Source organism: Rouxiella aceris (assembly GCF_012933545.1).
Classification (GTDB): Bacteria; Pseudomonadota; Gammaproteobacteria; order Enterobacterales; family Enterobacteriaceae; genus Rouxiella; species Rouxiella aceris.
Genome location: NZ_JAADJU010000004.1, coordinates 156,398 through 175,458, shown reverse-complemented (window position 1 = coordinate 175,458; position 19,061 = coordinate 156,398). Strand labels below are relative to the sequence as shown.

At 51.0% G+C, this 19,061-nt stretch carries 16 protein-coding genes; 7 read left to right on the top strand and 9 right to left on the bottom strand.

Features of this window, described 5'->3' with window-relative positions; translation table 11 throughout:
• Nucleotides 1-9: 9 nt before the first annotated feature.
• Together GW590_RS09040 and GW590_RS09035 are read left to right on the top strand one after the other, a co-directional pair.
• Nucleotides 10-1,632 carry an MFS transporter gene (locus GW590_RS09040; protein WP_169402697.1) on the top strand — a complete coding sequence of 541 codons (1,623 nt, stop codon included), beginning with the start codon at nucleotides 10-12 and terminating at the stop codon, nucleotides 1,630-1,632.
• 64 nt (nucleotides 1,633-1,696) lie between these two features.
• Entirely contained in the window at nucleotides 1,697-2,725 is a 1,029-nt protein-coding gene (locus tag GW590_RS09035; protein ID WP_169402696.1) for an HlyD family secretion protein, read from the top strand.
• A 55-nt stretch (nucleotides 2,726-2,780) separates the two neighbouring features.
• On the opposite strand, the gene mdoC is transcribed toward GW590_RS09035, so the two are convergent.
• Nucleotides 2,781-3,971, bottom strand: coding sequence for a glucans biosynthesis protein MdoC (gene mdoC, locus GW590_RS09030; protein WP_169402695.1), 1,191 nt, complete (start codon nucleotides 3,969-3,971; stop codon nucleotides 2,781-2,783).
• A gap of 343 nt (nucleotides 3,972-4,314) precedes the next feature.
• On the opposite strand from mdoC, the gene GW590_RS09025 reads away from it, so the two are divergent.
• Together GW590_RS09025 and mdoH are read left to right on the top strand one after the other, a co-directional pair.
• Nucleotides 4,315-5,850: a glucan biosynthesis protein G gene (locus GW590_RS09025; protein ID WP_169402694.1), complete on the top strand. Its 1,536-nt coding sequence runs from the start codon at nucleotides 4,315-4,317 to the stop codon at nucleotides 5,848-5,850.
• On the top strand, nucleotides 5,843-8,428 hold the full coding sequence (gene mdoH, locus GW590_RS09020) for a glucans biosynthesis glucosyltransferase MdoH (protein ID WP_169402693.1): 2,586 nt from the start codon (nucleotides 5,843-5,845) through the stop codon (nucleotides 8,426-8,428). Before GW590_RS09025 ends, mdoH begins: the two co-directional genes overlap by 8 nt.
• 76 nt (nucleotides 8,429-8,504) lie before the next feature.
• Here mdoH and opgB read toward each other — a convergent pair whose 3' ends face one another.
• Nucleotides 8,505-10,388: a phosphatidylglycerol--membrane-oligosaccharide glycerophosphotransferase gene (opgB, locus tag GW590_RS09015; protein ID WP_169402692.1), complete on the bottom strand. Its 1,884-nt coding sequence runs from the start codon at nucleotides 10,386-10,388 to the stop codon at nucleotides 8,505-8,507.
• A 285-nt stretch (nucleotides 10,389-10,673) separates the two neighbouring features.
• Here opgB and GW590_RS09010 point away from each other — a divergent pair, with 285 nt between their 5' ends.
• Nucleotides 10,674-10,919 (top strand): YceK/YidQ family lipoprotein, encoded by a 246-nt coding sequence (locus GW590_RS09010; protein ID WP_169402691.1) that lies wholly within the window; start codon nucleotides 10,674-10,676, stop codon nucleotides 10,917-10,919.
• A gap of 30 nt (nucleotides 10,920-10,949) precedes the next feature.
• Here GW590_RS09010 and GW590_RS09005 read toward each other — a convergent pair whose 3' ends face one another.
• The 4 genes from GW590_RS09005 to GW590_RS08990 form a co-directional block, all read right to left on the bottom strand.
• Nucleotides 10,950-11,351 carry a MysB family protein gene (locus tag GW590_RS09005; protein WP_169402690.1) on the bottom strand — a complete coding sequence of 134 codons (402 nt, stop codon included), beginning with the start codon at nucleotides 11,349-11,351 and terminating at the stop codon, nucleotides 10,950-10,952.
• Between the two features lie 156 nt (nucleotides 11,352-11,507).
• Nucleotides 11,508-12,755 carry an LVIVD repeat-containing protein gene (locus tag GW590_RS09000; RefSeq protein ID WP_169402689.1) on the bottom strand — a complete coding sequence of 416 codons (1,248 nt, stop codon included), beginning with the start codon at nucleotides 12,753-12,755 and terminating at the stop codon, nucleotides 11,508-11,510.
• Nucleotides 12,756-12,763: 8 nt separating this feature from the next.
• Nucleotides 12,764-13,834: a sugar ABC transporter substrate-binding protein gene (locus GW590_RS08995; protein WP_169402688.1), complete on the bottom strand. Its 1,071-nt coding sequence runs from the start codon at nucleotides 13,832-13,834 to the stop codon at nucleotides 12,764-12,766.
• Nucleotides 13,835-14,224: 390 nt separating this feature from the next.
• The gene (locus tag GW590_RS08990) at nucleotides 14,225-14,830 is read right to left on the bottom strand and encodes a GNAT family N-acetyltransferase (protein ID WP_169402687.1); all 606 of its coding nucleotides are present in this window, start codon (nucleotides 14,828-14,830) and stop codon (nucleotides 14,225-14,227) included.
• A gap of 225 nt (nucleotides 14,831-15,055) precedes the next feature.
• On the opposite strand from GW590_RS08990, the gene GW590_RS08985 reads away from it, so the two are divergent.
• Nucleotides 15,056-15,454 (top strand): hypothetical protein, encoded by a 399-nt coding sequence (locus GW590_RS08985; protein WP_169402686.1) that lies wholly within the window; start codon nucleotides 15,056-15,058, stop codon nucleotides 15,452-15,454.
• Between the two features lie 42 nt (nucleotides 15,455-15,496).
• Here the strand turns inward: GW590_RS08985 and mdtG are convergent, their stop codons facing one another.
• The 3 genes from mdtG to GW590_RS08970 all read right to left on the bottom strand — a co-directional run bounded on the left by mdtG (nucleotide 15,497) and on the right by GW590_RS08970 (nucleotide 18,571).
• Entirely contained in the window at nucleotides 15,497-16,735 is a 1,239-nt protein-coding gene (gene mdtG / locus GW590_RS08980) for a multidrug efflux MFS transporter MdtG (protein ID WP_169402938.1), read from the bottom strand.
• A 246-nt stretch (nucleotides 16,736-16,981) separates the two neighbouring features.
• Nucleotides 16,982-17,416 (bottom strand): DoxX family protein, encoded by a 435-nt coding sequence (locus GW590_RS08975; protein ID WP_169402685.1) that lies wholly within the window; start codon nucleotides 17,414-17,416, stop codon nucleotides 16,982-16,984.
• Between the two features lie 234 nt (nucleotides 17,417-17,650).
• Complete coding sequence (locus GW590_RS08970) at nucleotides 17,651-18,571, bottom strand: Kdo(2)-lipid IV(A) acyltransferase (RefSeq protein WP_169402684.1); 921 nt, start codon at nucleotides 18,569-18,571, stop codon at nucleotides 17,651-17,653.
• Between the two features lie 307 nt (nucleotides 18,572-18,878).
• On the opposite strand from GW590_RS08970, the gene GW590_RS08965 reads away from it, so the two are divergent.
• Nucleotides 18,879-19,016, top strand: a complete 138-nt coding sequence (locus tag GW590_RS08965) for a hypothetical protein (protein ID WP_169402683.1) — start codon at nucleotides 18,879-18,881, stop codon at nucleotides 19,014-19,016.
• The last annotated feature ends 45 nt before the right edge of the window (nucleotides 19,017-19,061 follow it).

Here is a 19,061-nt window from a genome sequence, read left to right as displayed (position 1 = left end):
AGTTTATTTATGAATCAGCAGATTACATTAGCCCATTCGCTGCCCGGTCCTGCAGCGCCGGTACCTCCTGCGCCGCAACCTTTTACCCTGCGCCTGGTGATCGGTTTGATCGGTATTCTTATTGCAGCACTCTGTTCCGGGCTTAACGATCGCGTCACCGATATTGCCCTGCAAGACGTGCGTGGTGCGCTGAATATCAGCAGCGATCCCGGCAGTTGGCTTATTGGTGCCTATCAGGCGGCGGAGGTTGCGGCCATGATGCTGGCGCCGTGGTTTGCCATGACCTTTTCACTGCGCCGCTTTACCCTTGCCGTCACCTTTGGTTTTGCGCTGATGGCAGTACTGATGCCTTTTGCTGCCAATATTTCTGTCTTGCTTGCCTTGCGGGTGGTGCAGGGGATTTTTGGCGGTGCACTACCGCCATTGCTGATGACGGCGGCACTGCGTTTTTTACCACCCAGCTATAAGCTCTTTGGGCTAAGCGGCTATGCACTGACGGCGACGTTTGGCCCGAATATGGCGATGTCGTTGGCAGCATTCTGGACGGACACCATCGGTTGGCAGTGGGTTTTCTGGCAGGTGATCCCACCCTGCTTATTGGCCGGAATAATGATTGGTTATGGTATTCCCCAGGATCCGTTGCGTTATGAACGCTTTAAACAGATGGATATCCTGGGCATGGTCACTGGCAGCAGCGGTATTGCCCTGCTGGTGCTGGCATTACAGCAGGGCCACCGACTCGATTGGCTGAATTCGCCGTTAATCGTGGTGATGCTGCTCGCGGCTACCGGATTGCTGACCATATTCGTGGTCAATGAATGGGCTCATCCGCTGCCGCTATTTAAATTGCAAATGCTTAAAAGGCCTAATTTAACCCACGGTCTGTTAACTCTGGGCGGGCTAATGACCCTGTTTCTCTCCGGATCGGCGCTGCCGGCCAGCTATATGGAAAGCGTTCAGGGTTTTCGCGCCGTGCAGGTGGGACCTTTGGCGCTGACCATTGGTTTACCGCAACTTTTATTGGCACCGCTGGTGGCGGCAGTGCTTAATTTTCGCTGGATCGACAGCCGCTGGATCCTGGTTTCAGGGTTGGCGCTGGTGGGGATTTCCTGTTATCTGGGGAGTCATCTTACCGAAGACTGGGCGAGGGAGAATTTCTACTGGCTGCAGATTATGCAGGCATTGGGGCAACCTATGTCGGTATTGCCGATATTAATGGGGGCGACCAGCGTGGTAATGCCGCCTGAGGGACCTTTTGCTTCCGCAATGTTTAATACCGTGCGTGGCCTCGGCAGTGTGATCGGTTCTACATTGCTCACCGAATTCTCCAGCCAGCGCGAGCAATTTCACTCCCACGTACTGCTAAACCACGTCGGCAGCGTTAGCGCGTTACTTTCCCAACCTTATGACGGTGACGGCACCTATCTGGCACCGCTTAATCCCGACGGTTCGCTGGTCTCCAGCGAAGCGATCGCCGCTTTTTCCAGCCTGGTAAGAAGGCAGGCGACGGTACTGGGATTATCCGACAGCTATTTGATGATCATCGGCCTGGCCATTGCTCTGATGTTGCTTACCGCATTGCTGCCGAAACGCACTTATCCGCCGCATACCCTGATTAAAAAGAACGATTAACCAGAATATCGGCCGTTTGTTCACTGCAAATTATTGATAAGAAAACTCAAGAGAAAACTAAACTATGTCCAAGACATTCTTGTTTCGCCCCGTTTGGTGGGTCGTGGCTGTGATTATGGTATTGCTGGTGGTGCTTGGCAGCTATTTGCTCACCGGTGACCGTTCGCCGACCACCGATGATGCGGTAATTTCTGCCGATTCAACCCTGGTTGCCCCGCGTATTTCCGGCACCATTGCCCAAGTGCTGGTGGCGGATAACCAGCGGGTGAAATCCGGGCAACTGTTGGCCAAAATCGATGACCGTGACTATCGCAATGCGCTGCAAACTGCGCAGGCCAATCTCGAAACCGCGCAGGCACAAATGCAAAGTCTGGTGGCGCAGTTAGCCAAACAGCAGCCGCTAATTGAGCAGGCGCGCGCCGTCGTTGCCGCCGATGCCGCCGGTCTGGTTTATGCGCACAAGAGTGCCGACCGTTATAAGCAGTTGGCGCTTAATGGATCCAGTTCTCTCGATCAACGTGATGTTTCCGATGCCAACCTGCGCCAGAAATTGGCAACGCAGCAAAGTGATGTCGCCGCTGTGCAGGCCGCTGAAAAGCAACTTGATGTGTTGAAGGCCGGGCAGGCGCAGGCCAAAGCAGCAATCGACTCGGCGATGACAGCGGTGCAACAGGCCGAGCTCAATCTCTCTTATACTGAAATAAAGGCACCGATTGATGGCGTAGTTGGCGTGCGTTCATTGCGGGTAGGGGCTTATGTGGCGGCAGGGACGCGCGTACTGGCTCTGGTGCCGATTGACCAGGCGTATGTACTGGCCAACTATCTGGAAACTCAGTTAGGCCATGTGCAACCGCAGCAGAACGTCTCAATCAAAGTGGATGCGTTGCCGGGTGTGGTGCTGAAAGGTAAAGTCGACAGTATCGCGCCAGCAACCGGGGTGACCTTCTCACCGATAACACCGGATAATGCTACCGGTAACTACACCAAGGTCACTCAACGACTGGCGGTGAAAATTATACTGGATGCCGGTCAGCAAGATGCCGCACGGTTAAAGGTAGGGATGTCGGCAGTGCCGACCATCGAAACACATTAATCACCGGGCCTGTGCGGCAGGCTCAACCTTTTCTCTGCCGCACAGACCTGATTATTCAGCGCTCTGTCTGCTGGCGATTGGCTTGTGCAAGCCCGTCGCCGTTCTCTTTTTTCATAAACTGCCACTTGCCGGAAAACAGGAAGCGCAGCAGCGGGAAGTGTTTATGGATTTCATACAGCACAAACGCAATTCCGAAGACAAATACCAATCCCAACCAGAACCCCACCCAGTCGCTGGCGATCAGCGGAGTAATAAAGGCACCATAAATCAGCGTTAACGGATGGTGGATCAGATAGACAAACAGTGACGCATTCACCAGGTAGGTGATAATCGGCGACTGGAAGTTCAACACATAGTGGCTGAATGAAAACACCACGTTGACCATCAAAATCCCCAGTAACGAAGTGATGATCGCATCAATCTCCATTGAGTAGAGCTGCGGCGTGTTGACGTGCTGGTTGAACATATAGGCGGCAAATAACAGGATAGAAACCACACAAGCCGGAACCGAGGGCTTGAGAAACATGCTCTTCAGGCTGGCGAACTTATAGGTGCAGGCCCCGATAAAGAAGAACGGCAGATAAAACAGCGTCTGCATGACAATAAAGTTAAAGGCACCGTTGCTTAACAATTGTGGTGCAAAAAGAAACAATGAGCGGTTGAAGGCGGCGTATATTAATCCGAAAAATAAAAATAATATTGAGATTTTTCCTAATGAATCGGCGTCGCGAATAACATTTAAAATCCGACTATTCTTATTTTCTTTTAGCGCACGGAATAAATAGAAGGAAAGTGATGTCAATATCACCAGGGTCAATAAGAACCATAAATGGGATACCAGCTCCCAAACGGTAATATTGAGCTTCTGATAAAAGTCCAGCGTACTCCAGTTGGAGAACTTGTCGGTGAAATAGGCCAAAAAGAACAGCTGTGGCAAGGTAATCAACGGGAAGGCGGTAGCCAGCGGGATGGCAACCCGCTCCAGGCGCACCTTCAGCCACTGGTGACGCTCGTAGCGCTCATAGAGCATATACGAGAAGTAGCCTGATATTACAAAGAAAACCTGCATCCGGAAGGCATGGATAACGTCATTGAAAATGGTCAGGCCTTCTGAGGGCGTGGCGCTGTTCACCGCCCAAATATGACTTGAGTAGATCAATGAGATATGAAATGGGATGCCGAGCAACATCAAATAGGCTCGGACTGAGTCCAAAAAGAACTCACGTGGTTGAGTTTGTGGTTTCATATTTATCCAGTTTAGCAGTAATATCCTGACACCGCCGCTTGACTGCGCGTCAACCGATTCATTGACGTGTGCCTGCCGATTTACCTAATGGCAATTTGCCTTATGTAAACCCCTTGCTGCGGCGGGTCGCAACCCTACTATAGACTCAGACAAGTTTCCATAGCGGGACTAACTCCGAATTGATATCCTTGTATTCCTATGTGCTTAAACGGTTCATCAACGGGATGGACCATTCATCTCTCATGTTGTCGGATTTCCGACTATTCCTTAAAATGGACTAAATGAGTTGAGCACATTTAAAGGAGGGGACGTGCCGGGTAAAAATTTTTCCAAAGGGCCAGATATGACTAAAGTCCGTTTGCTGAGTGCCGCAGTGTTGATGACCTTGTTCACTTCATCTGCCTGGGCTTTTTCTATTGATGACGTTGCCAAGCAAGCTAAAGCTATCGCTGATAAAGGCTACGAAGCGCCTAAAAGCAATTTGCCATCACAATTCCGCGACATGAAGTTTGCGGACTATCAACAAATACAATTCAACCATGAGAAAGCGTATTGGAATAATCTCAATACTCCATTCAAGCTTGAGTTCTATCATCAGGGTATGTATTTCGACACACCGGTCAAAATTAATGAAGTGACCGCCAACGGTGTCCAGGAAATCAAGTACAACCCTGATTACTTCAAGTTCGGTAACGTCAAGCACGATGCCGATGCCGTCAAAAACCTCGGTTTCGCCGGTTTCAAAGTTCTTTATCCAATCAATAAAGCAGATAAAGATGATGAAATTATGAGTGTGCTCGGGGCCAGCTATTTTCGTCTGATTGGTAAAGGCCAGGTTTATGGTCTGTCCGCACGCGGTTTGGCTATTGATACCGCGCTCTCTTCTGGCGAAGAGTTCCCTCGTTTTCGCGAGTTCTGGATTGAGCGACCAAATCCGGAAGAAAAACATCTGGTGATCTACGCACTGCTCGATTCACCGCGTGCCACCGGTGCTTACCGTCTGGATGTTTATCCGGGACGCGAAGCTACCGTTGATATCCAGGCTAAAGTTTATCTGCGCGATAAAGTAGGCAAACTGGGTCTGGCACCGTTGACCAGTATGTATCTGTTTGGTCAGAACCAACCGTCGGCAGTCATGAACTATCGTCCGTCACTGCACGACTCTGACGGTCTGTCGATTCATGCCGGTAATGGTGAATGGATCTGGCGTCCGCTGAATAATCCTAAACATCTGTCGGTCAGCACCTTTACGCTGGAAAATCCGAAAGGCTTCGGTTTGCTGCAGCGTGGCCGCAACTTCTCCGAATACGAAGATCTTGATGACCGCTATGACCAGCGTCCAAGCGCCTGGGTAGAACCTAAGGGCGAGTGGGGTAAAGGCAAGGTAGAACTGGTCGAGATCCCAACGGCTGACGAAACCAACGATAATATCGTGGCATTCTGGACACCTGAGCAGTTGCCAGCGGCAGGAACCCCGATCGATATCAATTATCGTGTGCACTTCACCCGCGATGAAGACAAATTGCATTCACCGGACTCCTCATGGGTTGCGCAGACCATGCGTTCTACCGGCGATGTGAAACAGTCGAATATGGTGCGTGAACAAGATGGCAGCATCGCTTATCTGGTCGATTTTGTGGGCCCGGCGCTGAAGTCACTGAAGTCTGATACCCCGGTAGCCTCTCAGGTCAGTATGGGTGATAACGCCGACCTGCTTGAAAACACTGTGCGCTATAATTCTGTCACCAAAGGCTGGCGTTTAACGCTGCGTCTGAAAGTAAAAGATCCCAAGAAGCCGGTAGAAATGCGCGCTTCTTTGGTCAATGGCGACAAGACACTGAGCGAAACCTGGAGCAATCAGTTACCTGCCAATGAATAAAACAACGCATTCTCTCCAAGAGTACGTAGAGGCATTGCCCCTGACTGAAACTCAGAAAGGGGAACTTTCTCAGCAGCTTCCGGCTGCTGAGGATCTGGCTTTTACCTCTATCCACCATCGCCTTGGCGGTGAGACTTCGGCGGCTGTAGATGTTGCCGACCTTCAGGCACCGCTGCTTTCTGTCAAAGCGCGTATTGCCCAGGGTTGGCCAGACGCCGAAGAGAAAGGCAGCTTGTCTGCCGTTGATAACGAAGGTCGCAGCACGGTTAAGGCAATGCCGCCGGTCAAGCGTTCCAGTATGTTTCCTGATGTATGGCGTACCAACCCGGTAGGCCGTTTTTGGGATTCAATGATGGGTCGCGCGACCATCTCCCGTCGCTATACCTCTTCTCAGATGCCTGAGTCCGAGAAAAGATGGCGTGCTGCGGGTTCGATACGTCGTTATATTTTGCTGGCATTGATGTTGGTGCAAACTGCCATCGCCACCTGGTATATGAAAACCATCCTGCCTTATCAGGGCTGGTCGTTGATCGATACCGGCGATATGCTCAACCAGGATTTGCTGCAATCAGTACTGCAACTGCTGCCTTATGTGCTGCAGACCGGGATCCTGGTGCTGTTTGCCATTCTGTTCTGTTGGGTATCCGCCGGCTTCTGGACGGCGCTGATGGGCTTTTTGCAATTACTGATTGGTCGCGACAAGTACAGCATCACCGCCTCGACTACCGGTAATGAACCGCTCAATCCGGCCAATCGTACGGCGCTGATAATGCCGATTTGTAATGAAGACGTTGAACGGGTATTTGCCGGTCTGCGTGCAACCTATGAATCGGTAAAAGCTACCGGCGATCTCGATCAGTTTGATATCTATGTGCTGAGTGACAGCTACGATCCCGATATCTGTGTCGCCGAGCAGAAAGCCTGGATGGAAGTCTGCCGTGACGTAGAAGGACATGGTCGCATCTTCTATCGCCGCCGCCGTCGTCGCGTGAAACGCAAGAGTGGTAACATTGATGACTGGTGCCGTCGCTGGGGCGGGGAATATGCCTATATGGTGATCCTCGACGCCGACAGCGTAATGAGCGGTGAATGTCTCACCGGTCTGGCACGTTTGATGGATGCCAATCCTAACGCCGGTATTATCCAGTCAGCACCCAAAGCGTCGGGAATGGACACGCTGTATGCCCGTTGTCAGCAATTTGCTACCCGCGTTTATGGACCGCTGTTTACTGCCGGTTTGCACTATTGGCAGCTAGGTGAGTCGCATTATTGGGGTCATAACGCCATCATCCGCGTTAAGCCCTTTATTGAACACTGTGCATTGGCTCCTTTGCCGGGCGAAGGTTCTTTTGCCGGTTCGATTCTGTCTCACGACTTTGTTGAAGCTGCATTGATGCGCCGCGCAGGTTGGGGTGTGTGGATTGCCTATGATCTTCCGGGCAGCTACGAAGAATTGCCCCCAAACCTGCTTGATGAGCTGAAACGTGACCGCCGCTGGTGCCATGGTAACCTGATGAACTTCCGTCTGTTCCTGGTTAAAGGCATGCATCCGGTTCACCGTGCGGTGTTCCTCACCGGTGTGATGTCCTATTTGTCGGCACCGCTGTGGTTTATGTTCCTGGCCCTGTCAACGGCACTGCAAGTTGTGCATACGCTGATGGAACCGCAATACTTCCTGCAGCCAAGACAGCTGTTTCCAGTATGGCCGCAGTGGCGACCTGAGCTGGCGATTGCGTTGTTCTCGACGACCATGGTACTGCTGTTCTTGCCTAAACTGTTGAGCGTGGTGCTAATTTGGGCCAAAGGCGCAAAACAGTATGGTGGGGCATTACGTCTGCTGGCATCGATGCTGCTGGAAATGCTGTTCTCAGTGTTGCTGGCCCCGGTGCGTATGCTGTTCCATACCGTCTTCGTCGTCAGTGCATTCCTTGGCTGGGAAGTGGTCTGGAATTCACCGCAGCGTGATGATGACGATACGCCATGGAGCGAATCTATCCGCCGTCATGGTTCACAAATGCTGCTTGGTCTGGTGTGGGCCGGTGGTATGGCCTGGCTGGATCTGCGTTTCCTGTGGTGGCTGGCACCCATTGTCTTCTCACTGATCCTGTCGCCGATTGTATCGGTGCTTTCCAGCCGTGCAACGCTGGGGATCAAGAGCAAAGCGGCTAAACTGTTCCTGATACCGGAAGAGTACGAGCCGCCGCGTGAACTGGTGGCAACCGAAGAGTATCTGGCACTTAACCGCCAACGTGCGTTGAAAAACGGCTTTATGCACGCGGTGGTTGATCCGACCTTTAATGCGCTGGCAACGGGTATGGCGACCTCACGTCACCTGCTACGCCAGGGTATTGAGAATGGACGTCAGGTATTGCTGGCCAAAGCCTTGCAGAGTGGACCAAAAAGCCTCGGTAAAGCCGATCGTCTGATCCTGCTGAGCGACCCGGTGGTGATGGCCCGACTGCACTCGGCGGTCTGGACTCAACCAGACCAACATGAGTGGAGAACCTACTACTCAGAGTTGCCACGCAATGTGCAGGCTTTTCCTGATACGCAAACACTGGAAGTGAAACACGCTTAATTGCCGTAGGTGATTAAGGGTAAATAAAACAAACGGGCAGCTTGCATAAGGCAAACTGCCCGTTTTTTATTGGCCCCTATTCAGTGGCCGGGGCATCGACTACGGCACCCAGTTTTTTTACCGTTGCCTGATAGGTGTCGTCATCTACCTTGGGCAAGCCATCAAACACCACCTTGTTGCGATAGAGGTCGCGATCGGCTTCAACAATATGCGGCCGGGTAGCCAGACTGCCGCTGGCGACGCAGGTATTATTGACGGTTTTCAACGCCGCATCCCAGATATTACCCATTTTGCTACAGCTATCGATCCAGACAAACTTTTCATTTGCATCCAACGTAGAGAGTTGTTTTTCCAAAGAATCTGATAAGTAGACATCAAACATCGGGTCAATTCTGCCGTCGTTGAGACGTAAAATTAGCGGGTACTTGAAGGACGTGCCGGAGAAGGTGAGCATTTTACTGTCGGTATGCAAAACGTAATCCGAGATAGTATTGGGAAAATCCCACATCTTGATAATTGCCGGTTTCCAGCGCAGCGTATGGCGACGGATATCGCGATAATTATTGGCCAGCGATTCACTCGACAGGCTGCTACGGCCGAGGCCAATAAAGTTATCGCCACCCAGTATATCCAGCACGGTAGCGCCGTTGTCCATGGTGGTTCTTTTTTGATCAATAACCTGATTGTTTTCGCCGTCACCGCGCAGCACAAAGAACAGATCCCGCCGATCTTGCCTGGTCAGTATCGAGTAAGCACTATTATTCATCGCCAGATGGTCTGAAGAGACGACGATCACCGTATTTTTAAAATAGGGTGAGGCTTTGATTTTGTTGATCAATTTCGCCACCTGCTCTTGGCTACAGGCGACCGCGCTTAGAGACTGATTAGCTTTATTATCATAGAGATAGGACTTTCTGTTGCAGGTGGCGTCGATATAGCCATCGGGATGATGGGTATCTACGGTCAAGGCAAATATCGAGAAGGGGGCACCGGCTTTCGACAACTGTTCAAACTTGTTATAAACAAAGTCCAGCGTGGTGTCGTCATACCAACCCCACTCATTTTTATACTTCGGATCCTTGACCAGCGGTTTGAGTTCATCATAACCGTAGAGGTTGTCGATACCGTGAGATTTCAGCAGCAGCTCTTTGCCGGCAAAGGCCAGTTTGGCACCCTGGAAGAAATAGTTGCTATAGCCCGAGGCTTTTAATACATCGCCAAGGCAGATGCTACGCGGGTAAAAGGTTGAGAGTGAGCTGGAGGCGTTATTGTCAAAGGGAGCAAACAGCGGAATTCCGCATAGTGCCGATACCATACCGGAAATGGTGTTTTCAGCACCGGGGATCTGGATGGTATTACTAAAATCGATGGATTCTTGCTTGATGGCATTAAGTTCTGGTGCCAGATCCGGGAACACCTCCTGATCAAAATAGGTACGCTCCAGGCTTTCGCCAAAAATATAAACCAGATTGAGTTTCTTGCCGCTGATGGTTTTGACGGCATCTTTATAGTTGGTATTAAAATCCGATTTATCATCGGCATACTGGGTGGTGGTCAGGCGATAAAGCTGGGTGGTGGCCGGGGCGGTGCCGATGGCCAGCAGCGACAGGACCAGGGCCACATAGTTATAGACCACTTTGCGATTGCTGTGCTTATTATGGAAAATCAGCCAGAACAAGATGCCGAAAATCAGCAGCAGCAGCCCGAGCAAGGCAAGGGCGGGCACCATATATTTCCTGATGCCTGCGCCGCGTAAACTGTTGGTTATGGTAAACAGGACTTCATCATTGACGCCTTCACCGGTGAAATAATTGCTGGCTACCCAGATGGCACTGAGCAGTAAAAACAGTGTGGAAAGCAGCAGGATTAGCGTATTCCAAAAAGAGTGCCGCTCAGCCTTCCAGCTACACAGGGCTACGGAGGCAATAAACAGACAAACGGAGAAAATTTCTGGTGCCATGCCGTTTCCTTTAAGGTCAGGATGCAGTCACTATTAATAACTGGTTGATAATGATAGTTATATTGAATTGGCAATGATTGTTATTCAATAAGTCCCTCATCGGCATTATATTCCCGCTACAGTCAATAATTCATAAACGGCAGGCATTGCCAGTGTTTTGTTGTGTAAGTTTTGGTAAAGCCAAGATAAGGGGCCGAAAGGTTTACGTTAGCTTAACGACGGCCCTATGGCTGACTGTGTTAAACTCCCTGTATTGCGAGGTAATTAATTTATGGGTTGGTGGGTGTGAACAAGGGGTTTATTTTGCGGGTAGCACTGCTCGGTGTGGCGTTGATGACGTTATCCGGCTGTGGCAGCATTATTAGTCGTACTGTTCCCGGACAGGGCCATGGTAATCAATATTATCCTGGCGTGCGCTGGGATCTGCGTGACGGCCCGTGGCGGTATGTAACGGTTATCGATGTACCATTGTCGATGATTGTCGATACCTTTATGTTGCCTATTGATGCCCGCCACGGACCTTATGACTGATTTCTGCTACTGATAAGCGCAAAACGTCATTTAGTCATCTCGCCCGGGATAATCGTCCTCGTCATCCCACTCTTCAGCCGCGGCTGCACCTTCTTCGCTATTGAGTGGCGGTTCCAACTGATAGTCGCCTTCATCCCACTCGTAAAGCGTATTTTCATCCAGCCACTCTTCAAGCAGTTCCTGTTTGTCAAAATCATCCTCAAACACGGCCTGCGCTGCTTCACCGCTTAAAAAACTCAGTCCTTCGCTGTGTTCGCCTTCTTCGGCAGTAAATTCGGCCTCCCACATAATGTCACCATCCTGCATGATATATTTTTGCAGATTGAACTGGGTGACTGAAGGCGCATCGTCGTCCGACGTCTCGGCAACTTTTTCCAGGAACTCCTCCCGTGCGGCATCTACCGCCTCTTCCAGCGTGGCATACATTGACATATTTCCTCCTTAAACTCGGGTTGCGGTGTTTTTAGCAAATAATAGACGAAGATTGGCGAAGGCAAGGTTAAGCGGTGTAAAAATAGTTTGTGATTTCAGAAGGGGGGAGATTGAAGTCTGCACTGTTGCCAGTGCAGAGGTTCAGATCGGAAAAACCTAACCGAGATATTCGATAATCGACAGACCGCCGTTATAGTCGGTGCTGTAGATAATGCCTTGTGCATCAACAAATACGTCGCAAGACTGGATCACTTGCGGGCGCCCCGGGCGTTTATCGATCATTTGTGCCGGTGCCGCCGGAACCAGTGCACCGGTTTCTTTAGGCTGATAGGGGTTGCTGATATCGTAGGCTCGCACCCCGGCATTTTGGTAAGTGGCAAAAATCAGCGTCGAGCTAACAAAACTTCCCGGGCGGTTTTCATGCAGGTTATGCGGGCCAAAATGCGCACCCTTGCTGACATAGTCGCGCTCTGCGGGCTGCGGGAAGGTGGCAATACTCACTGGGTTGGCAGGTTCACGCACGTCAAACAGCCAGATCAGCTTTTCACCATCCTCCTGGTTATCGAGCACCGCTTCATCCAGCACTACCAGCAAATCACGGTCCGGCAACGGCAGCGCCGTATGGGTCCCGCCGCCAAAAGGAGGACTCCAGTTGCGGTGCGAGATCAGTTGCGGCGCATGGCGATCTTTAATATCCAACAGCGTCAGGCCGCCATCGCGCCAGCTGGCATAGGCGGTATCACCGCTGATAATGGCGTGATGCAACGCATAGCGTTTGCCTTCTGGCCAGCTCGGCGTTTCTCCTGCGACCGTGTGCATTCCCGGCAGCCACCATTTTCCGGCAACCTGCGGATGCCGCGGATCGGCCAGATCGATGGTGAGGAAAATATAATCGCTGTAGCCATCAATCAGCGCTGAAACATAGGCCCAGCGTCCGCCGACATACCAAATTCGATGCACGCCGATGCCTTCCAGTGCCAGAAAACCGATCTCGGTGGGGCGATCCGGCGTCGAGATATCAAATACCCGCATGCCAGCGCTCCAGCCACGCTGCGCGCTGCCTTGCACTGTGTCGCTGACGGAACGGGTGTAATAGACTTTTTCATCGGCAAAACGTACATCGGCAAACAGGTCGCGGGCATTGATCACCAACAGCAGGTCGTCATGGGCCTGTAAATGGACGTTCCAGGTTCCCGGTGGGGCAGCAACAAACCCGGCAGGGCGCGGGTTTTTCGCATCGCGCACATCAACAATCGAAAAACCCTGAGACACCATATGGCCAATATAGGCATAGCCGCGATGCACCATAACCTGTACGCCATCGGGTTTACCCCCCTGGTCGCTATGACCAATCAGCCGCATATTGCGGCTGTACTCCGGCTGAGGAAGTGAGATTGCGCTCATCAGTGGCCCTATTTTTTGCTGTGCTGCGCTTCAAGGGTGGCAAACCAGGGGGCGATAAAGTCATCTGACTTACCCCAGCCCGGGATGATTTTACTTAGCGAGGCGACGTTGACTGCATCCGGGTTGCTTGCCAGCAGCGCCTGCGGAATAGAAGCCGCTTTAAACTCATAGGTGGCTGGGGTTTTTTCACCGGCAATCTTGTTGGCAACCAGACGCAGGTTGATGGCACCAATCAGCTTGGGATCTACCGCGACGCTGACCTTCCATGGGCTGTTGGCTGCGCGCATCAAGGCTAAATCCTGATTGGAGATATCGATGCTGTAGAGTTTGATCTCTGTACGGCCATTCTCCTGCAGAGCCTTGTAGGCACCCTGGCTAAAAGCATCCCAGGTGCCCCAGATCGCATCAATTTTGCCTTTCGGGTATTTGGCGAGGATGGCGCCCACTTTATTGGCTGTATCCCCTTGCACGTCAGAAGAGACGGCGCCAATGGATTCCAGCTCATGAATTCCTGGCTGCGATTGCAGCAACTTTTTATATTCGGTTTGGCGACGTTCCATCGGCGGGAAACCAGCCACCCACAGCTTGACGATATTGGCTTTACCGTTGTGATCTTTTACCAACTGACCAAAGGAGAGATCGGTCAGCGAAGCATCATCCTGCTGGCTAACGGTGACGCCAGGGATAGTACCGTTCACCGCAGTATCAAACACTGAAACTGCAATGCCGCTGGCGCTAATGCGTTTCAGCAAGTCGGTGGAGTAGGGATCCCGTCCCTGAGACAGAATAATACCGTCATATTTTTGGCTGATGGCCTGATTAACGAAATCCTGGAATTTGGCATCGTCACCGTTACTTAGAAAGGTGCTGACCTGAAAGCCGAGTTTGCGACCTTCCTGAACCACCCCAGAGACAAATTGCGTGGTGTTATCGTCGGAGCCGAGATTACGGATCACTGCAATGCGGATAGGACCTTTATGGTCAGCAATACTTTGCGGCACCGGTGCCAACGTAGCGGCGAAGGTGGCTGAAGCAGAGAACAGGCTTAATGCCAGTAACGAGGTGGAAAGGAGTTTCATTATCAGTACCCTGTGCAGTCATCATGGTTGTCCCCCTTAATCTCTTCCGATCGCGGCGGCATCTCTTTCCTCCTCAGTCACGGAACGTGCGTCCGGGGAGTAGAAGGGGATGCCTGGCTGGATTTGGTCTGAGACAGGGTTACGGGATTACAATTCCGGAATGCCTTTGGTGAGGCTTTTATTCACAAAATGAATTGATTAGCTGATTTTTCACGAGGTTGGACTAAATGGCAATTACCGAAAAAGCATAAGTTAATCCGAAAGGATATTAGCCATCTGGAAGTCTGTGTATCTGGAGGCGATACGGCGAGATATAGAGACATCAGAGCGCTGACTGTTGGGCAAAATAACAAGGCTATCCATAAGATCCAGGGATAGCCTGCGGATTTTTTAGCGGTAGGCCTGTTGCAATTTAAAATGTAGACTTTTTTTTACTATCAACCATTCGCTGTCAATGATGGAGAAAACGACGGTATCACGGTAGCTCCCATCGTTATTTTTTTGATGGTTGCGTAACACGCCGTCTTGTTTGGCTCCTAGACGCGCAATTGCTGCCCGGGAAGTATGGTTATGCCAGTGTGTTCGCAACTCGACAGCTATCGCGGCAAGTTGTTCAAATGCATGGCGCAGTAGCAAATATTTGCACTCGGTATTGACCTTTGTCTTGTGAAAACTTTTGGCATACCAGGTGAAGCCAATTTCAACGCGGTGCTGTTGACTATCGGCATGACAAAAACGGGTGGTGCCAATGATCTGTTTTGTGGCGTTATGCACCACGACGAAGGGTAAGGCCAGACCTGCTTGTTGATCGGCCAACGCCTGAGTGATGTAATTGTCGATGTTATCCTGATTGGGTACCGAGGTGTACCACAGTTGCCAAAGCTTGCCATCAGAAGCTGCATGCAGCAGAGCCTCTGCGTGTTCTGGCTGCAATGGGAGCAGGCTGACTGTTTCGCCCTCAAGTCGTGTGGGTTGAAGCCAATACTGATTAGACATAATAGCGGTTTTCCTGTGATTAACCTGCTTTTAGCCTATAGGTTGGTTATGTTATTGCCAATGATTTTTGTGCACTGGTAGCCGCTATTCCCCGCCATAAGTGTCAGCAGATATACAGCTTTGCAAAGGGGGTGAATCATTAGGGTAAAAGTTTAGCAAACGCGGTTTCGTCGCTGATTTTACTGGCTCAAAGTAGCGATGAACTCTATTGAAAAGGCCGTAGTTATGAAAATTTCCACCCGTAGTATCTGCTTACCGCTGTGCGCAATGGCGGTATTAATCAGCGTCGCCAGCCAGGCGGCAGACTCCAGCCAGAAAGCGCCCTCCAACCCGGTGGCAATGAGTCATTCCCAGCAAGATATGCCGTTTCATGATGATGAAGATATGCCGCATCATCCACCGATGCCGCCTATGGGAATGATGCCACCGCCAATGCACGGTTTCTGCCACGGAGGTGAGCTGTTCTGTGCGTCGGTTGCCAGTGATAATCCGACCGATACCCTGCAAAAACTTAACACCGTGATCCCGGTAGCCAGTGCGGGCAAGCATTATGAGGTGCGTGTCTCTGTCGTGGAAGTATCTGATGCGGCCGAGCAGGGTCCGCAAGCGGCTGGCAAAAAGTAACCGTTTTTGACTTAACGTCGTTCGAGCAGAATAACGCGCAGGTTACTCTACCAGCGACTGGCTGGGGCGGCGTTGTAAACACCAGTAGGAATAGAAAGCATTAAATAACACCACGCAGGCGGTAACGCAAAATACGGCACGAAAGCCGTAGCTGGCTGATACCGTGGCTCCCAGTAGCGGACCTGTGACATTGCCGACATCACGAAACGACTGGTTATAGCTAAATACTCGGCCAGCGACCTGATTGGTACAGTTATAAATCAGCAGAGTTTGTACCGCGGGTAGCAAAGCGCCGTCGGCGGCACCCAACAAAAATCGCAGTATCCCCAACTGTAGCGGGTTTTGCACAAAGGCCATCGGCACCAGCAACAGGACCGATACGCCCATCATCGCCACCAAAATACGTTCTGGCCCGATTCTGTCGCCCAGTTTCCCCAGTTTTGGCGCGCTCATCAGCGCCGCCACCCCTGGTACCGAGGCAATCATGCCGCTGATAAAGGCCAGATTTTGCGTGTTACCTGCCAGCTCGCGGACATAGAGCGTCAAAATAGGGGCAATGGAGCCGGTGGCGACCTGGATAATCAGGGTACTGACAAACAGACAAAGCACCAATTTGGGATCTTTGAGCGAAGCAAAAACCTGCTTTCTGCTAAGCACGTCTTTTTTATTCACCGGCACAAACTGTTCACGGATAAAGTAGAGGGTCATCAGAAAACAGATAAAGAGTACGCTGGCGGTAATAAAGAATACCGGTCGCAGCCCATAATTGTCGGCGAGGATCCCGCCGACCAGCGGGCCAATCAGCGCGCCGCTCACCGCCCCGGTGGATAAGGTACCCAGCGCCCAACCACTTTTGTTACGCGGGATTTGGGTGGCGATCAGCGCATTGGCATTGGGTACAAAACCGCCCAGCAGGCCCAGCAGGGCGCGTAACACCAGAAACTGCCAGATATTGTGCGCCATCCCCATCAGTGCCATCACAATGGCCATGCCGAGAGCGGATCGCAATAACATGATTTTTCTGCCTTTGCGATCGGCTAATCCACCCCAGAAGGGGGAAGCAATGGCAGAAAACAGGAAGGTAATACTGAAGACCAGGCCTGACCACATATTCAGTGACTCATGGCCGGTAACGCCAAGGGTTTCAACATACAGCGGCAGGAAAGGCATAATCAGGCTAAAGGCTGCGCCGGTCAGAAAACAACCAATCCAGGCAATAAAAAGATTACGTTTCCAGTTTATTGGAGTGGGGGCCGTATCCGATGCCGAAACCGAAGTCATAAAATACCGATAAGTGAGGTCCATTTACTCCGTGCCACTGAGGGGACAGAGCCGAGAAATAAAAAGTTAGCAGAGTAATTATGCGCCCAATTATCACCCAATTCAATATTGTGACTGATCTATTACAGAAAATAAAATCGCGGTTCAAAGCAGGATAAAGCGATAAAAACAGACAAAAGACGGGAAAGAACAAGCAGGTGAATGGCTATCCTCACCTGCTTTGGCTGGTTACAGCGGCGTTAATGTTTAACGCAGCGCCGGGTTGCTGACCACAGAATAACGACCGCTACCGAGCAGCATAATCACCAGTCCGCCAAAGAAGTACAGGGCTTCGCTTTCTAATCCCCATGCGCCGACTTCGGTCAGGGTAAAGAATTTACCGCCGACCACCAGCAAAACAGCCACAATCAGGTTGAAAGAGATCACCGCCGCTGCCGGGCGAGTAAAGATACCCAGGATAATCAGCAATGGCGCGACGACTTCACCAATATAGGCACCGTAGGCAATAAAGCCAGGCAAGCCGTGCCCCTCGAGCATTTTAACAACCCAACCGACGCCGTTTTCCATTTTGGCAACGCCGTGGAATAAAATCAGAATACCAAAAGTTAACCGCAGCAATAGTTTACCAAAATCCGGATGATCGGTAATGCGTGTAAAACTGGTGTTCAATTTAGCCAACATGGTGATGTCCTTTGTGAGAATACGTGCAGCGACATAGCGTGAAACTTGTGTCTTGCAACATTGCAGACAGATCACGCTAAGAAATTAGGGCTAGTATTCTCCGCAAAGGCGGCTGTGGAAATCAGATAACTTTGATGGAGTCTTTCAAAAAAACTGTTTAAACAAATCAAACAGCTTGAACCAGATAGCTTCTGGCATCCCCACAATCCGGTTTTGCCAGAAACATTAGCCGCATCAGTAAAGCGAAGGTTCACCTTTGGGACGGGTTTTAAAGCGGCGATGTAGCCACATATATTGTTCGGGCGCGAGTTTGATCTCATCCTCCACCACTTTATTCATATGGGCCGCAGCCACCACTTCATTATCCAGCGGGAAGTTTTCTACCGCCGGATGGATCAGCAGTTCGTAGCCTTTGCCGCCCGGCAGACGACGTGGCGTAAAAGGCATAATCGCCGGTTTACCCATTCGCGCCAGCAGATAGGTCCCGGTGGTGGTGGCAGCTTTATCCACGGCAAAAAACGGCACAAACACGCTGCTGCGCGGGCCATAATCATGATCCGGCGCATACCAGATGATATCCCCCTGTTTCAGGCTGCGGATCATGCCTTTCAGGTCTTTGCGGTCAAGCATCGCCTTATTGGAGCGCATCCGTCCCTTGGTTTGTATCCAGTCCATCAGTTTGTTGTCATGTGGGCGATAGACCCCGACACCAGGATTATGGATGCCAAAGATGCGCGCTCCCAGCTCCAGCGTCAGAAAATGCACACCAATCAACAACACACCTTGCTGATTATCGCGAGCCCGTTGGATATGCTCGAGTCCGCTGACTTTAAACCAGCGCTCAATACGCCAGTCAGGCCAGAACCAGGCCATACCGGTTTCAAACAGGCCCATGCCGACGGATTCAAAGTTTTTTATCACTAACTGATCGCGCTGCTGCTGCGGCATATCGGGAAAGCATAATTCAAGATTGCGTTGGGCGATGTTGAAACGGCGCTTTAAGAAACGCATGGAGAAACGCCCTATACCGCAGCCTAAGCGATAGATCAGCGGGTAAGGCAATTGCACAAGCAGATACAACAATCCCAGACCAATCCAGGTCGGCCAGTAACGAGGGTGCAGTAATGAACGGTTAAAGGTTGGAACCTGAGTCATAAAATCTCTGCGTCATAGTTTGAAGTAGGAAAATATAAGCTCTGTCTAGACGGTGTTTGCTCATTGGCTTACCGCCTACTCGTAGCCCGCCGTGGGAATGTTCCGCGCTCAGTAAATTGATTTTTGCAGCCGCGATTTCCCAAAGCAAAGTCATATATTTTGGCACTTTTTTTTATCAAGGTGAAAAAGGAAGGCATTAAAACCTCATTTTTAAGGTTTTCAGCCCATAAATCCCTCAGATACGTTTAAAGTTTAGGCGTTAGCCGCTGTTTGCGGTGTGACAGACTTTTTTGTCACCGCAGGCTAAGTGGCAAGCGTCATCAACGATTTGAATATTGTAAAAGAAGTGAGTTTTGTCAATCGGGCTGCGGCGCAGGATGCAATAAAAATGCAATATGCGCACATATCGCTACTTTTGCTGGCAGCGAAAAATCAGGCTGCCTGATGCTGGCAGCCTGATTAAATAGTCATCGCAGAGTGGGGAAGTTAT

Coding starts and splice junctions, on each gene's coding strand:
- GW590_RS09040 (WP_169402697.1), top strand. CDS start 10: ATGAATCAGCAGATTACATTAGCCCATTCGCTGCCCGGTCCTGCAGCG.
- GW590_RS09035 (WP_169402696.1), top strand. CDS start 1,697: ATGTCCAAGACATTCTTGTTTCGCCCCGTTTGGTGGGTCGTGGCTGTG.
- mdoC (WP_169402695.1), bottom strand. CDS start 3,971: ATGAAACCACAAACTCAACCACGTGAGTTCTTTTTGGACTCAGTCCGA.
- GW590_RS09025 (WP_169402694.1), top strand. CDS start 4,315: ATGACTAAAGTCCGTTTGCTGAGTGCCGCAGTGTTGATGACCTTGTTC.
- mdoH (WP_169402693.1), top strand. CDS start 5,843: ATGAATAAAACAACGCATTCTCTCCAAGAGTACGTAGAGGCATTGCCC.
- opgB (WP_169402692.1), bottom strand. CDS start 10,388: ATGGCACCAGAAATTTTCTCCGTTTGTCTGTTTATTGCCTCCGTAGCC.
- GW590_RS09005 (WP_169402690.1), bottom strand. CDS start 11,351: ATGTCAATGTATGCCACGCTGGAAGAGGCGGTAGATGCCGCACGGGAG.
- GW590_RS09000 (WP_169402689.1), bottom strand. CDS start 12,755: ATGAGCGCAATCTCACTTCCTCAGCCGGAGTACAGCCGCAATATGCGG.
- GW590_RS08995 (WP_169402688.1), bottom strand. CDS start 13,834: ATGAAACTCCTTTCCACCTCGTTACTGGCATTAAGCCTGTTCTCTGCT.
- GW590_RS08990 (WP_169402687.1), bottom strand. CDS start 14,830: ATGTCTAATCAGTATTGGCTTCAACCCACACGACTTGAGGGCGAAACA.
- GW590_RS08985 (WP_169402686.1), top strand. CDS start 15,056: ATGAAAATTTCCACCCGTAGTATCTGCTTACCGCTGTGCGCAATGGCG.
- mdtG (WP_169402938.1), bottom strand. CDS start 16,735: ATGACTTCGGTTTCGGCATCGGATACGGCCCCCACTCCAATAAACTGG.
- GW590_RS08975 (WP_169402685.1), bottom strand. CDS start 17,416: ATGTTGGCTAAATTGAACACCAGTTTTACACGCATTACCGATCATCCG.
- GW590_RS08970 (WP_169402684.1), bottom strand. CDS start 18,571: ATGACTCAGGTTCCAACCTTTAACCGTTCATTACTGCACCCTCGTTAC.